Below are 14,766 nucleotides of genomic sequence, written 5' to 3'. Positions count from 1 at the left end.
TAGGCAGTTTCTGACCTCTGCATTGCGGCGACGATGTTCACGACGAGCCTGCAGAGTGGAGTCTTCATTGAGATGTTCGCCAGATAAGAATTCGATCTTCTGTCAGGACAACCGCGTTTCCGACTCACGCGATCAACCTTAGTTCTTACTTGGTTTGGGCCTTTCGGAGTGAACGGCCCGCCACCGAGCACCTTTGCAACAGCTACTGGCCCCCGAGCCGCGTCACCACCCCGCGGTCCCCGTCCACGCGGACGCGGTCTCCGGTCCGCAGCGTCTGCGTGGCCACCAGGGTGTTGACCACGCAGGGCAGGCCGTACTCGCGCGCGACCACGGCCCCGTGGGAGACCGAGCTGCCGATGTCGGTGACCAGCGCCGCGATCACCGTGAAGTACGGCGTCCAGCCCACGTCCGTGACGGGCGCGACCAGGATCTCTCCCGGCTGCACCTCGCGGGCGTCCACGATCGACCTCGCCACGCGCACCACGCCCTCCACCGACCCGCGGCTCGCGGGCCGGCCGATGATCTCGCCGCCCGCCGCCTCCCGAGGGGGCCGGGCGATCAGCGGGACCGGGCGGCCGACCGAGACGTCGGGGAACTCCAGGACGTCCTGGAACGCCAGCGCCTCCCGGCGCTTGAGGGCGCTTCGGACCAGATCGCCGATCTCGCCAGACCCCTCGGCAGCGCCTTTCCCGTCATCGTCGCCCGCCCCGACGATCCGGGCCAGCTCAGCGCGGTCGAAGAAGAACACCAGGTCCGCATCGGGCAGTCGCCCGGCGGCGGCCAGCACCTCACCGAGGTGGCGGTAGCCCCGCTTGAGCGCGTGCGCCATCAGCGCCATCTTGGCCTTGGTCTCCTCGCGCCCGCGAGCCCCCTCCTGCGCGAACCGGGCGAGCAGTCGGATGACGGGGGAGCCGGGCTCGTCCACGTCCACATTCGCAGCCGCATTCGGACCCGCACCCGGGTGCGCCGGGCCCGGCCCGCGGCCGCCCGCCGCCTGCGCCGACCGCACCATCACCTGCATCATGGCCCCGAGCCCCTCCGGATCCTCGGCCCAGGAGGCATCGCGCATGCACAGCTCGCGGTAGCCGCGGTGACCATGACGGGCCAGGAACCCCCGCAGTCGCTCGCCCGCGGCACTGGTCGAGGCCCGGAGGGTGGTGACCGCGTCGCCGGGATCCGCGGCGAGGAACCCCTCGGCGGCCGGGGGGTCGGCGGCGATGGCGCGGACCACCGAGTCCAGCTGCTCCAGCATCACCGCGCTCTCCACCTCGGAGGCGCCGGCCATGAGCCGCGCCGCGTCGGTGCGGCCGGAGTCCTCGCTGCGGCCGGCCTTGACCGCCTGCTTCATCAGGACACTCTCGAGGATGTTGGCGGCGACCGCGGCGCGCGAGGACGAGCGCACATGGGTCAGCGTCACGTCGCAGTACTGCTCGACGCCGGCCTCCAACTGCTCCATCACCAGCCGCGGGTCCTCGCTGGTCGGGACCCGCCAGGCGGCGATCTGCCCTTCCAACCGCCGGATCGCCGGGCCCGCCGACAGCGCGTGGGAGGACAGGCGGATGGTGTTGCCGAGCCTGCGCAGGAACGGCTTGGGCGGCTTGGGCACCAGCTCCTCGACCACCCGTCCGCAGATCGAGGTGGAGAACTGCTCGAGAGAGTTGCCCACGATGCCCGAGCTCAGCGCGGTGCCCTCGGTGAGGTTGAGGAACATGTGCCCGGAGAAGTAGCCCACCTGCAGCCACGGCTGGTCGTAGCTCGCCTGGGCCCGGGCCACCACTTGGATTGCCTGCATGGCGTAGTCGATCGCGAACCCCGAGACCGACGCCGTCAGCGGACAGAACGCCCCCGGCATCATCTCCCCGATGTTGCATCGCGTGTAGACGTGGTCCTCCCCGGCCAGCGGGGAGTCCATCTCGCCGAGATCGGCGGGCAGGGTCGTGATGGGCCTGGCCTGCAACCACCAGAGCCTGCCTGCCCGATCGATCGCCCACTCGAGGTCCATCGGCCTGCCCCAGTGCTGCTGTGCGCGCAGGGCGCCCGACCGGATGGCCGCGATCTCCTCCGGGGACAGGACCCCCTCGTCGTCGTACTCCCGGACGGCCACCCCGCCGCCGGAATCCAGGACGAGGTGGTCCGGCGACGCCGATCCGTCGACCAGCGCCCCGCCCAGGCCGGCGACCGCGTCGATCACCATGAGGTCGCGCCGGCCGCTGGTGGGGTCCGCGGTGAACACCACGCCGGCGGCGCGCGCGTCCACCATCTGCTGCACCACCAGGTGCATGGGCGTCGGGGAGGTGTCCGTGGCCGTGTCCGCGGCCGTGGTGCCGGCCCCGGTGCCGACCGTCGCGGTGGACGCCGCGGTGGCCACCGGCTCCGCGCGGTAGGACGCGGCGCGGCCGGAGTCCACCGAGGCCACGCACGTGCGCACGGCGTCGACGAAGCGCGCCGCGGAGTCCACGCCCAGCACCGTGTCGTACTGGCCGGCGAACGAGTGGTCCTCACCGTCCTCCCCGGCCGCCGAGGACCTCACGGCCACCGGCGTCGCGCCGGCGTCGGCCATGCGGTCGAACCACCGGGAGAGGTCGACGACGACGAGGTCATCCGACGCGTCCGCGATCACGAACCCCCGGGGAACGTCCAGGCCGAGGCGCCGGAGTTCGGCCAGTCCCGCGGCCTTCCCGCCGTAGCGATCGTCGGCGACCTCATCGAACTCGACCACCGTCGGGGTCATCGGTCGCCTCCCAGCGACTCGACGATCTCGGCCAGCGCATCGGTGGCGATGGGTCCCGTCTGGTAGAGGCAGAGGCGGTCCGACACCCCGTCGACCCGGTCGCGTATGTGCGCGGCCACCTCGGCAGGGGAGCCACACGCGGCGATGGTGTGCAGGATGTCGTCGCTGATCAACGACGTCATCTCCTGCCAGCGGCCCTGCTTGGACATGGTGTTCAGCTCCAGCTGGAGGTCGCCCCACCCGTGGGCGTCGAGCACGGGCTTGTACGCCGGCGTGGAGCCGTAGAACGCCAGCAGGCGGCGCGTGGACACGTGGTCGTCGTCGGCCCCGGTGGCCACGGACACGATCACCTCGGGCACCACCTCGAAGTCCTCCTCGCCGCGACCGGCGGCGGCCAGTCCGGCACGCACGGCCGGCATCGTGGCCTCGTGGAGGAACTTCTTCGACCCGAACGGCATCACCAGCAGGCCGTCGGCCACCTCCGCGGTGGCCCGGGTCAGCCGCGGCCCGAGCGCGCCCAGGTAGATGGGCGGCGGACCGTACGGGTTGGGCCCGGGGACGAAGGTGGGGGTCATGAGGGTGTGTCGGTAGTACTCTCCGCGGAAGTCCAGGCGCTCGCCGGTGGCCCAGGTGGCGAAGATGGCCCGCAGCGCCCCCACCAGCTCCCTCATCCGCTCGACGGGACGGTCGAACTCGGCCCCGTAACGTTTCTCGATCTGCGCCCGCACCTGCGTGCCCAGGCCCAGGACGAACCGGCCCTCGCTGAGCAGCTGCAGATCGTTGGCCTGGTGCGCCAGCTGGATGGGGTTGCGGGGGAACCCGATCGCGACGTTGGACATCACGTCCAGCCCGGGGACCTGAGAGGCCAGCACCAGGGGGGTGAACACGTCGTGCGGTCCCTCGAAGGTGAACACCCCGGCCGCACCGGCCTCCTTGAGCGCCTCCGCGCGGTGGACCACGTCGGTGGGCCCGAACAGGGCCGTCATGACCTTCACTCCTGCGCTCCGTTCTGGGAGCCCGAACCCGAAACCGAGCCGGAGTCAGAGCCCGAACCCGCACCGTCGGTCCAGTCCGTGAAGCCTGACGGGTGGTGGGGCCCGATCACGCCGTGCTCGAACAGGCCCGCACCCTCGCGGGTCGTCCCGTCGGCCTCCGTGCAGACGGCGTGGCCGACATGGTCGATGAGGCTGAACGCGGCCCCGGCCATCACGTCGGGGTCGGTGAGGTCAAAGCTCACCCGCTCGGTGAACCCCTCGCCCTTCCAGCTGCCGTGCGCCCAGGAGGAGTCGCCTCCGTACCCGGAGCCGAACGCGATCGGCGCGTACAGCCTGGACTCCACGTCCAGCCGGAACCGATCGCCGGCGCGGTTCATGAACTCCACGTGGACGCCTGTCGGGATCCGCGTGCCGACGCGATAGTCCACGTCCACGCGCACGCCGTCGAGCTGCTCCACGCGGCCGTCCCGCCAGCGGCGCGTGCAGTCGTAGAGGCTGCGGTGGCCGTCGGGGTCCTCCTGCAGGATGAGGAACAACTGGTAGTCGTCGAACGCCAGGGGCAGGTAGAGCCACCACATCCCCCGGAACGCGGTGTCCGGGCGGCCGGGTGCGTCCGCCTCGCCGACGGGACGGATGCCCCACGAGCGGTCCCGGGCGGCGACCGAGGAGGAGTGGGTGACCTCCAACCGCTCGTCGTCGACCTCGATCCACCCCTCCCACGAGCCGAGCTGCGCGAACCGGCTGGCCTGCAGCGTCACCCGCCGGTCGGTGAGCATCGAGTGCGGCTCCTCCATGGCGGCGGGGAACAGTCCCCGCCAGGTCAGGTCCGCGGCGATGCCCTCCGTCGGAGCCAGCGTCAGGCGCAGCTCCTGCAGCGGCTCGATCACCTCGAGGGCGTAGCCCCCGACGTTCGGGTGCAGGCGGTCGTCGTCGATCGCGTCGCTGAGGTGCACCGCGGTCTGCGTGTCACCACGGCGGACCACGAAGTAGGCGTCCTTGACCCCGAGCCTGGGGTAGTACCCGATCCCGGTCAGGGCCATGAATCGGCCCTCGCGGTCGAGCACGTTGAAGTACGACCGGTCGTAGAAGTTCCGGTCGGACGTGGCCGGCCAGGTGACCGGCGCGTGGGTCTGGTGGATCGGGTACTCGTCGAGCGGGCTGAGCTTCACGGGTCTCTCCCTGATAATACGATGCGCACTGTATTGGAACTAGGGTGAACCCATGACAACAGACGCGCGCACGGTTGGCGGGGAATCGGCAAAGTCCGTCGAGGGACGGTCTGGCGCGGGACGGTCTGGCGCGGGGCGGCCGCGAGACGGGCGGATCGATGCCGCGGTGATCGCCGCGACCAGGGAGCTCATCCTCGAGACGGGCTATCCGGCGCTGTCCCTCTCGGCGATCGCCGCGCGCGCGGGGACGACCACCGCGGCCATCTACCGGCGGTGGTCGGGCAAGGCACAGCTCGTCCACGAGGCCGTGCTGTCCGCGGAGACCGTCGTGTTGCCGGCGGACTCCGGGGACGTCCGCAGCGACATCAGGGCGCTGGTGGAGACCATCCGGTCGATGTTCGACCGGCCCGAGGTGCGCGTGGCGCTGCCGGGACTGATCGCCGACACCGTCGCCGACCCCGTGGTCCACGACCAGATGATCGCCCGCCTGGCCGGCAACCTCACCGCGTTCGAGAGCCGTTTCGGCCGGTCCCGGCGCGGCGACGACCAGCTGCCCATGCTCGCCGAGGTGGTCGCGGGCACCGTGATCTTTCGCATCCTCGTCCGCCGGGACGCCGCCCTCGACGAGGCGTGGGTGGACGAGATGACCGAGCTCATCACCGGGCGGTGGCCCGGCCCATCCGAGTAGCGGCTGCCGCGCGCGCAGCCGTCACTGCTGGCGGGGGACCGCGGTGTAGACGGCGACCTCGTCGGGGACTCCCTTGGCCTTGGTGAGCCGGAAGCTCCTCTTGCGACGCGTGGACACCCTGGACTCATCCAGTCCGGGGAGAGTGGTCTCGCTGACCAGGATCTCGCCCGTCCCCGCCTTCTCCGCCAGCCTGGCGGCGATGTTGACGTCCACGCCCAGGTAGTCGCCGCCGATCAGGCGGGGGTTCCCGGTGTGGATACCGGCCCGGATCCGGGGCCGCATGCCGGCGACTTCCACTTGGTCGAGCCCGTCGGAGCAGGCCACGACGGCATCGAATGCGAGCTGGGGCGACGGGAAGACCGCCATGAGGCCGTCGCCGAGGCGCTTGACCACGTGCCCGCGGTGGTTCCGCACCTCCGGCTCGGTGGCCGAGGCGACCTCCCTCAGCAGCCGTAGAGCGTCCTCGTCGCCGACGCGCATGGCCCAGTTGGAGAACCCGACGAGGTCGGTGAACACGATGGTCACCTCGCTCCCACTGCCGCCTCGGCCGGACCGTTGCGTCAGTGCGTGCCACACCTGTAACCCGCCCAGGGACAACTCGCGCGAGGCGGTGGGCTGCTCGTCGAACAGGCGACCGGCCACGCGGGCGATCGTCCCCGCGCTGTCCCGGCCCGCGGCCGAGAGCGGATCTCCGAACCCGGAATCGCCGGGTAGCGCGCGCCGGGCGCGGCGCAACGCCTCGACCGCGGAGGGGTGTCTGTTGATATCGCGGGCGCCCGCTGCGATTCGGGCGGCGGACGCGCGCGCCCGCTCCCACCGAGGGTTCGACATGCTCAGAGGGTAGCCGCACGTGCTCCCGTGGTGCCGTGTGTGGTGGCGTGCCCGGACTCCAGGCGGACCACGCGATCGGCGGTGGCGACGAACCGCTCGTCGTGGGACGCGCACCCGACGGCCACGCCCCGCCGATGGGCCTGGTCGGCCAGTAGTTCGTGGATGTGCTGCCGACTGGTGGAATCCAGGCCCGCATCCGGCTCGTCCATCAACACGATGTCGGCGCGGCTCGCGAGCGCCTGCGCGAGAAGGGCGCGCTGTCGCTGGCCGCCGGACAGTTCCGTCAGGGACCGGGACTCGAGACCGTCCAGGCCGACCGCCGCGATCATCTCGGCCACGACGCCGCGGGCCTCCCGCCTGCCGATCCGTCGTCCCCACGTCCCCATGGAGACGGTGTCGCGGACCGTGAGGGGAAGGGTCTCCGGCGCGGCGGGCCGCTGGACCACGAGTGAGATGGAGCCGAGGCGGCGCACCTCGCCCCTCAGGGGCACGCGGACGCCGGCGAGCAGTTCCACGAGTGTGGATTTCCCCGACCCGTTGGGGCCGGCGAACGCGGTGAGGGTCCCGTACGACAGCTCCACGGAGACGTCGTGGAGTACCTCGCGACCCGCATAGCCGAAGCACAACCCGTGGGCGCTGATGGCCGGTCCCGGTGGGGGCATGCTCGCGGCCTCCTTGTTGATAATGAATGTCGTTATGGATACTGTACGTCCTCGTGTCCCTGCTCCTCGATCCGTTCAGCACCGCGTTCGTCGCGCGGGCTCTGGTCGGCGGCGTCCTGGTGGCGGTGATCTGCGGAGTGGTCGGCACCTGGGTCGTCATCCGGGGCATGGCGTTCTTCGGCGAGGCGATCGGGCACGGGATGCTCCCGGGAGTCGCACTGGCCACCGTTCTCGGCTTCCCGGCCCTGGTGGGCGGGGCCGTCAGTGCGGTGGCGATGAGCGCGGCGATCGGGGCGCTGCAGAAGCGCGGCAAGCTCTCCTACGACACCACGATCGGGCTGCTGTTCGTCACCATGCTCTCGGTCGGGGTGATCATCGTGTCCCACTCCGGAAGCTTCGCCACGGACGCCTCGGCCGTCCTGTTCGGTGACATCCTGGCGATCCGCGGTCCCGAACTCATCACCCTGGCCGCCGCGCTGGCGGTCACGCTGGTCGTGGCCGTTCGCTTCCACAGGGCCTTCGTCGCCGCGGCCTTCGATCCCCGCGTCGCCCAGACCCTGGGGCTGCGGCCGAGGGTCGCACAGGTGGCGCTCGTCGGACTCGTGACCCTCGCGGTGGTCGCCTCGTACCAGGCCGTCGGGACCCTGCTGGTGGTGGCGTTGCTGCTGGCCCCCGTGGTCGCCGCGAACCGGTGGACCAGGCGCATCCCGTCGACCATGGCGCTCGCCGCGGTGTTCGGGAGCGCCGCCGTGGTGATCGGTCTGCTCGCCTCCTGGCACGCCGGGACGGCCGCGGGCTCCTCCATCGCGTTCTCCGCGATCGCACTGGCAGGGGTCTCGGCGTCAGCACACGCGGTCCGCCAGACGATTCGCGCCACCCGGCTCTCGCGCCACCGTCCCCCGGTCGGCCCGGTCGGCCCTGTCAGCCCGGTCAACCCCGTCACCCCGGCCGCAGCGGAAGCGCCCGCCCCGTGAGAAACCCCTCGAGAAAGCAGAGCATGCGCACCCTGAGATCGATCGCCCCCCTCGTCGTCGTCGCCCTGATCCTCACCGGATGCGCGGGTGGCACGGATGACCCGGACGCCGCCCCGCCCGGGTCCGCCGCGACCGTGGAGGAGTCCTCGCCGCAGGAGACCGGCAGCGGGCACGGCGAGATCGAGGGGGCCGAGGAGGTGGCCGAGCCGCAGCTGCACCTGGTGAGCATCGACCGCACCGGTGCGGTCGGGATGCTCAACCTGCTGGACGGCACCACGACCGAACCGGGCAGCATCGACCCGCCGACGGCGGTCACCTCGGACGGCCGGTACCTGTTCGCCGACACCGGTGCCGGAGTGGAGATCGTCGACAGCGGCGTGTGGACGTGGGATCACGTCGACCACTTCCACTACTACCGGACCTCCCCGAGCGTTCTGGGAGCCGTGGCCGGCGAGGGGCCGGCGGTCGTCTCGACCTCCGGAAACGCGACCACCGGCGGCACCGGGGTGTTCTTCCCCGAGTCGGGCGAGGCGGTACTGCTCAGCAACGAGGCGCTGTCCGAGGGTCGGATCGAGGAGGTCTTCCGCCTCGAGACCGAGCCGCACGAAGGCCTGGCCGCTCCCCTTGGCAGTGGCGCGCTCGTCACCACCGTCGACGAGGCGGGGGCAGTCTCCGGGGTCGAGTTCCACGGGGCCGACGGCTCGCCGGTCGACGGTGCGACCGCACCCTGCGCGGACGCCCAGGGAGCCGCGACCACCCGCATCGGCGTGGTCGTGGGGTGTGCAGACGGGGTACTGCTGGCCACCTACGAGGAGGGCGAACCGCAGTTCGAGCGTATCGCCTTCCCCGAGGGGACCCAGGCGCCGCGCGCAACCGACTTCCGGGGCCGCAAGGGCCGGCCGGCCGTTGCCGCGCTCGCCGGGGACCAGGGCTTCTGGCTGCTCGACACCCGGGCACGCGAGTGGCAGTTCGTACCGACGGATGTGCCGTTGGTACAGGTCTCCGCCGCGAGCGACGACGACTCCCACGTGGTGGCGGTGGACCGTCAGGGCCGGGTCCGCGTCTACGACGGCGAGGCCGGGGCCGAGATCGCCGCCACCGATCCACTGCTGGCCGAGGCGGTCGCGACCCCGGAGACGGCAGCCGGAATCGAGCTCACGGTCGACCGGGAGCGGGCGTATGTCAACGACCCCGCCGCGGGGGTCGTCCACGAGATCGACTACCGGGGTGACGCACGGGTTGCCCGGAGCCTGGACACGCCCACCACGCCCGACTTCGTCGCGGAGACCGGACGATGAGGCGGCGTTCGGTGCTGTCCGCCGTGCTCGTCACGGCCGGACTGGCCTTGTCCGGGTGCGCGATGGTGGACGGCGCCACGGACGACCATCCGACGATCGTCGTGACGACCAACATCCTCGGCGACGTGGTGGAGAACGTGGTGGGGGATGCGGCCGACGTCACGACCCTGATGAAGCGCAACGCCGACCCGCACTCGTGCGAGATCTCCGCCCAGGAGGCGAGCCTGATGGATCGCGCCGACCTGGTGGTGTCCAACGGGTTGGGGCTCGAGGAGGGGCTCCAGCAGCACCTCGACCGGGTGGCGGCCACCGGCGTGCCGATGCTCGTCGCGGGGGAGCAGGTCGAGGTCATCGACTACTCGGAAGGGGATGCCGGCGGCACCGCCGACCCGCACTTCTGGACCGACCCGGCCCGCATGGTCGACGTGGTCGACGCGCTGGAGGCCGAGTTGGTGGAGGTCGACGGCATCGACCGGGCTGCCGTCGAGGCGGGCGCCGACCGGTACCGGGATGAGCTCGACGAGCTCGACGACGAGATGACCACCGCGTTCGCCACCATCCCCGCCGACAACCGCGCCCTCGTCACCAACCACCACGTCTTCGGCTACCTCGCCGAGCGTTTCGACTTCCGCGTCCTCGGCGCGGCCATCCCCGGCGGGACCACCCTCGCCTCCCCCAGTGCCTCCGACCTCGACGGGCTCGCCTCGGCGATCACCGAGGCCGGCGTCCCCGCGATCTTCGCCGAGTCCTCCCAGCCGGATCGGCTGGTGCAGGTACTCGCGAGCGAGGCCGGTATCGACACCCGGGTGATCGAGTTGTTCACCGAGTCGCTCACCGAACCGGGACAGGGCGCCCCCAGCTACCTGGAGATGATGCGCGCGAACACCGAGCGCATCGTCGACGGGCTCTCCACCTGACCACCTACTGGAAGAAGGACGATTGATGAGAACACGACACACCCGCGCGGCCGGAGCGGTCGCGATGCTCGCGACGGCAGCGCTGCTCGCCACCGCGTGCGGCACCGGCGGCGGCGACGCCGATGCGGACGACGCCGAGGCACAGAACACCGCAACCACCACCTCGGCAGCCTCGGAGGCGGGCTCCTCGGAGAAGCGCCTGGCCGTGGCGTACGAGAACGGCATCGCGGTCCTCGACGGCGAGACCCTGGAGGTCATCGAGGAGTTCGAGACCGAGGAGTTCACCCGCCTGAACGCGTTCGGCGACGGGCAGACCGTGCTGGTGACCACGTCCGACGGGTTCCAGGTGCTCGACACCTCGGTGCCCGAGCTCACCGACCTGGTGATCGAGGCCGACACCCCGGCGCACGTCGTCCGCCACGCCGGCAAGACCGTGCTGTACGACGACGGGACCAGCGACACCTTCATCTTTGACACCGCGGCACTCGCCGACTCGGGCGGCGAGCTCCCCGAGTTCGAGACCATCCCCGGCGACCAGGCCCACCACGGTGTCTCGATCGTGTTGACCGACGGCACCTTCCTCACCACCATCGGTGACGACGAGGGCCGCACGGGTGCGTTCGCCGTCAATGCCGACGGCGAGGAGATCGCCCGCAACGAGGAGTGCCCCGGCATCCACGGTGAGGGCACCGCTGCCGGCGAGACGGTGATCTTCGGTTGTGAGGACGGCGCCCTGATCTTCCAGGACGGGGAGTTCGAGAAGATCACGGCCGCCGATGAGTACGGCCGCATGGGCAACGCGTACGTGAGCGAGGACAGCCCGCTCGTGGTGGGTGACTACAAGGACGACCCGGATGCCGAGAGTGTCCTGCTCACCAAGATCGCACTGATCGACACCGAGGCGGGCACCCACGAGGTCGTGGACCTGCCGGAGGGCGTCGGATACACCTGGCGCGACGTCGTGCGCGGCCCGAACGACATGGCCTACCTGCTCGGCACCGACGGTGCCATCCGCGTGATCGACCCGGCCACCGGCGAGATCTCCGAGAGCTACGACGTGATCGACCCCTGGGAGGGGCCGGCGGAGTGGCAGGACGCGCACCCGTCCATCGTCGTGAACGGGGACATCGCCTACGTGAGCGAGCCGGCGAAGAACACCGTCTACGCCGTCGACCTCACCACCGGTGAGGTCGTCGCGTCCGGCCAGACCCCGGGTGCGCCCAACGAGATGGCGGTCGCGCTGGGCTAGAGCCTGCTTCTACGGCTGACGCCGATCATCGCTGTGGATGGCGATGGTCGGCGTCGGTTTCTGCGTAGGCGGTGAGGGTTGGGGGCGGGTGCACTGGTAGTCCGCGGAGCCGGACCGCGGCGCGACCGCTGGACCGTACGGATGGCTCCAACGCCGTCGACGTGACAGTTGATAGCGGCGATGCCTCGGAGGCTAGGGGGTCACAGGGTACACCCGTGTGGGACGATATGCCGCCGGCCATCGCTGCTGTGGGTTTGAGTGCTTTGCGGCGGTTTTCTGTGATCGCTTGGGGGCGTTAGTTTCCGATCACGAGGATGCTGGCGGCGGATTCTATGACGTCGTCGGTGATGGTCTCGAGTTGGTTGATCTTGAGCACTCGGGCGATCTGAGGGAAGAGGCGTTCGAGGAGGCGGAAGTTGCCCCGGGTGATGCGTTCGATCGCGGCGATCGCTTGAGCGTCGGTGAAGTCGTCTGGGTCAAGAGTGCGGCCGAGGCGTTTCCAATGGCGATCGAGGACGAAGAGCAGTTCCTCGCGTCCTAGTGCCCGGTATCGGTGTGAAAATCCGAGGCGGCTGTAGAGCTGAGGGTAGTGGCGAAACCGCTGGTCAATGCCAGGCATGCCGATGAGGATGATCGCCAGGTCGTAGCGGTCGTGTTCATCACGGAGGAGTTCGAGTGCGGTCGGGGCCAGTCGTTCGGCTTCATCGATGATGAGCAGCTCGACCCACTTGTTGGTGTGACCTGAGTGGGCGCCGGTGACTTTGCCGATGTTGCGCTGGTGTTCGTCGATGCAGATGCCGAGCTTTGTCTGCAGGTGCGCGATCTCGTGCATGAGGATTTTGGGCCTGGGGAGCACCTCGGGGGTGTAGAACACGGTCCGGCACCGGTTCGCAGTTGCATAAAGCTTGGCGTCGTCTTCGGTGCGCGGCCCCCATTCGGTGATGAACGGTTCCACGGTGTCCCAGTGGGCGTATCGGCGTGCCGATTGGGTCTTGCCGATGCCGGCGTCGCCGTGACAGATGCCGATGGTGCGTTCCTTGCGTACCGCGGTGGCGAATTCGGTGAACCGGCGATGTTCCTTGGTGATGATGAAGTCCTTGGCCATCCTTAGTCCTCTTCGTAGGTGCGCAGCTTGGTTGGCCGCGCTCCGGGGGCGGCGGTGCGCGGTTCGGCCCGATCGGCGATACGCGGGATGCGGTCGTTGATGTCTTTGCGCAGTTGGCGCCGGCGGGCTCGGCGTGCGGTCTCGACTTCTTGCAGGCTTACCCGTTGGTTCGGGTGCGCCTCATCGATGGCCACGCAGAGGAAGGTGTCGCGGTCGTATACGCGAACCTCGGAGATGTCACGCGGGTCGTAGCGGATCGTCACCGGGCGGCCAACGAACGGTGCCAGAGTTGGCGCGAGGTAGCGCCGGCCTTGGAAGTGGATGCCGTCACGCTGCACGGTGCGGTGCTTGGGCACCGTCAGCAGCAGTCCGTCGAGTTCATCGAGGGATTCGGGCATGCGTGGCAACCACCCGTCACCGATCCACGCCTTCTTCGGGCTCGTCCCGATCTCCCGGTGGGTCCGCTCGTTGTAGGTGGCGATGAAACCGGCGATCGCCTGATCGAGCGCAGGTAGATCCAGAGATGGAGGTGTCTTGGCCCCTGGTGCCAGATGTCCGGGCAGGGTGGCCAGGAGCTCGGTGTTGACTGTGCCGAAGAACCGCTCGATCTTGCCTCGGCCTTGCGGGCGACCGACGGTGGAGAAGATGAGGCGGATTTTCAGTGAGACCGCGGTGTACTCGAGGTGGCGGCTGGTGAAGTCGCTGCCGTGATCGATATAGAGGACGTCGGGTAGTCCGCACATCGCCCAGGCCGGTTCGGTCTTGCGCCAGATCGCCTGTCGTAGCACCAGCGCGGTGTTCATCGCCGATGGCGCCCCGGTGAAGACCATGTACCCGCAGACCGCGCGGGAGTAGTCGTCCATCACCACCGTCAGCCAGGGCCGGTCGGGGGTGCCGCTGGCGCCGGTGATGAGGATGTCGAGTTCGGTGTGATCGGCTTGCCACGTCACATTCGGCCGTTCGGCGCGATGGCGGAACACCAGTTCATAGCGGTCCCGATATGCTGCCGGCCCCTCCAGAGCAAGCGTCACCAGGGCCGGGTCCAAAGCGTGGACGATGGCGCGGACCGTGGCATAGCTCGGGGCCGTCAGCCCCAAGCGACCCGCTTCGGCCGTGGTGAGCCGGTGCAATGCAGCGGTGCTCGGGCGTGGGCGGGTCAGCGCGAGGTGCTCGAGAAACGTGACCAGTTCCGCCGGAGTGCGTCGAGATCCCGTGTCGCGTCGTGGCCGCGGCTCCAACGCCGCGATGCCGCCGGTCTTGTAAAGCTGGTGCCAGCGTTGCAGTGTCCGCAGCCCGGTGCCGGTGTCACGGGCCAGGGTCGTCAGCGAGATGCCGTCCTCGACGTGAAGCCGGAGGATTCGCCACCGCTGCGGCCCGTCCATGTCACACCTGCTGGGAGACCATGTCGCGGTCGCGGGCAGCCTGTTGGTGCCGGTACAGCGTGGCGCGAGACCATCCGACCAATCGGGCGGCTTCCTCGGCGGTGCGACCCTTGGCGCGGGCGTCCCGAGCGATGTCGAGTTTCTCCGCAATCACCGCCGGGTCAACAGGCGGCCGACCGAACCGGGTACCGCTCTGCTTCGCCGCAGCGATGCCGGCATTGACTCGCTCGGTGATCAGCTCGCGCTCGTACTCGGCCAGCGTGGCCAGCATGCCCAGCATTAACCGGCCGGAAGTGGTCTCCGGGTCGATGCCGTCCGAAAGCGACTTGATCTTTACGCCCTTGTCGCGCATCAGGTTCACGGTGTTGAGGACATCGATCAAGGATCGGCCGAGCCGGTCGATGCGCCACACCACGACCGTGTCGCCGGACTCGGCATAGTCCAACAGGCGCTTCATCCCCGGGCGTTCGATCGCGGTCCGGCTACCCGAGGTCACATCCGCGAACACATCCCGCTTCTGCACCCCGGAATCCACGAGTGCATCCAACTGCAACTGCGCGTCCTGACTCGCAGTGCTCACGCGGGTGTACCCCAAGAGCCTCATGACATGATTATGACTCACAAACCCCTACCGAGCACCACCCTGCGACAGTTCACGGTGAGACGACTTCGCGAGAGGCAGAAGGTGCCCATCGGCCCATGAAGCGGTCTCGGCGTCCGGTCCCCGCCTGGTGTCTCATAAGACTGTAGGTTTTTAAGGCACAT

The 14,766-nt window shown here is 69.7% G+C and carries 13 protein-coding genes; 5 read left to right on the top strand and 8 right to left on the bottom strand.

Translation table 11 applies throughout. From position 1 onward, the window contains the following. Positions 1-202 precede the first annotated feature (202 nt). Genes ABD250_RS11930 through ABD250_RS11920 form a run of 3 tightly spaced genes read right to left on the bottom strand, consistent with a single transcriptional unit; the run spans position 203 to position 4,895 of the window. Positions 203-2,731, bottom strand: coding sequence for a PEP/pyruvate-binding domain-containing protein (locus ABD250_RS11930; protein WP_344392449.1), 2,529 nt, complete (start codon positions 2,729-2,731; stop codon positions 203-205). Next, positions 2,728-3,726: a TIGR03617 family F420-dependent LLM class oxidoreductase gene (locus ABD250_RS11925; protein ID WP_182658810.1), complete on the bottom strand. Its 999-nt coding sequence runs from the start codon at positions 3,724-3,726 to the stop codon at positions 2,728-2,730. The genes ABD250_RS11930 and ABD250_RS11925 overlap by 4 nt, the downstream gene beginning before the upstream one ends. After that, positions 3,723-4,895, bottom strand: a complete 1,173-nt coding sequence (locus tag ABD250_RS11920; protein WP_182658809.1) for an Rv3169 family protein — start codon at positions 4,893-4,895, stop codon at positions 3,723-3,725. The genes ABD250_RS11925 and ABD250_RS11920 overlap by 4 nt, the downstream gene beginning before the upstream one ends. A 166-nt stretch (positions 4,896-5,061) precedes the next feature. Between ABD250_RS11920 and ABD250_RS11915 the strand changes: the two genes are divergently transcribed. Continuing rightward, on the top strand, positions 5,062-5,583 hold the full coding sequence (locus ABD250_RS11915; protein ID WP_422110533.1) for a TetR-like C-terminal domain-containing protein: 522 nt from the start codon (positions 5,062-5,064) through the stop codon (positions 5,581-5,583). A gap of 21 nt (positions 5,584-5,604) precedes the next feature. On the opposite strand, the gene ABD250_RS11910 is transcribed toward ABD250_RS11915, so the two are convergent. Beyond that, the gene (locus ABD250_RS11910) at positions 5,605-6,414 is read right to left on the bottom strand and encodes an adenylate/guanylate cyclase domain-containing protein (RefSeq protein WP_179523844.1); all 810 of its coding nucleotides are present in this window, start codon (positions 6,412-6,414) and stop codon (positions 5,605-5,607) included. A gap of 2 nt (positions 6,415-6,416) precedes the next feature. Then, positions 6,417-7,076, bottom strand: a complete 660-nt coding sequence (locus tag ABD250_RS11905) for a metal ABC transporter ATP-binding protein (protein ID WP_182652656.1) — start codon at positions 7,074-7,076, stop codon at positions 6,417-6,419. Positions 7,077-7,129: 53 nt separating this feature from the next. On the opposite strand from ABD250_RS11905, the gene aztB reads away from it, so the two are divergent. Genes aztB through aztD form a run of 4 tightly spaced genes read left to right on the top strand, consistent with a single transcriptional unit; the run spans position 7,130 to position 11,514 of the window. Beyond that, entirely contained in the window at positions 7,130-8,050 is a 921-nt protein-coding gene (gene aztB, locus ABD250_RS11900) for a zinc ABC transporter permease AztB (protein WP_179526048.1), read from the top strand. A gap of 23 nt (positions 8,051-8,073) precedes the next feature. Beyond that, entirely contained in the window at positions 8,074-9,348 is a 1,275-nt protein-coding gene (locus tag ABD250_RS11895; RefSeq protein ID WP_179523842.1) for an ABC transporter, read from the top strand. Continuing rightward, on the top strand, positions 9,345-10,265 hold the full coding sequence (gene aztC / locus ABD250_RS11890; RefSeq protein ID WP_179523841.1) for a zinc ABC transporter substrate-binding protein AztC: 921 nt from the start codon (positions 9,345-9,347) through the stop codon (positions 10,263-10,265). Before ABD250_RS11895 ends, aztC begins: the two co-directional genes overlap by 4 nt. A 25-nt stretch (positions 10,266-10,290) precedes the next feature. Next, the gene (gene aztD / locus ABD250_RS11885) at positions 10,291-11,514 is read left to right on the top strand and encodes a zinc metallochaperone AztD (RefSeq protein ID WP_179523840.1); all 1,224 of its coding nucleotides are present in this window, start codon (positions 10,291-10,293) and stop codon (positions 11,512-11,514) included. A gap of 295 nt (positions 11,515-11,809) precedes the next feature. Here aztD and ABD250_RS11880 read toward each other — a convergent pair whose 3' ends face one another. The 3 genes from ABD250_RS11880 to ABD250_RS11870 are packed head-to-tail and all read right to left on the bottom strand — an operon-like array spanning position 11,810 to position 14,605. Beyond that, on the bottom strand, positions 11,810-12,619 hold the full coding sequence (locus ABD250_RS11880; RefSeq protein WP_163376768.1) for an AAA family ATPase: 810 nt from the start codon (positions 12,617-12,619) through the stop codon (positions 11,810-11,812). 2 nt (positions 12,620-12,621) lie between these two features. Then, entirely contained in the window at positions 12,622-14,001 is a 1,380-nt protein-coding gene (locus ABD250_RS11875; RefSeq protein ID WP_163376769.1) for a Mu transposase C-terminal domain-containing protein, read from the bottom strand. 1 nt (position 14,002) lies between these two features. Then, positions 14,003-14,605 carry a recombinase family protein gene (locus tag ABD250_RS11870; RefSeq protein ID WP_094364518.1) on the bottom strand — a complete coding sequence of 201 codons (603 nt, stop codon included), beginning with the start codon at positions 14,603-14,605 and terminating at the stop codon, positions 14,003-14,005. Positions 14,606-14,766: the final 161 nt, after the last annotated feature.

Source organism: Dietzia cercidiphylli, from assembly GCF_039531545.1.
Taxonomy (GTDB): domain Bacteria; phylum Actinomycetota; class Actinomycetes; order Mycobacteriales; family Mycobacteriaceae; genus Dietzia; species Dietzia natronolimnaea.
This window is presented reverse-complemented; position numbering and strand designations above follow the sequence as displayed.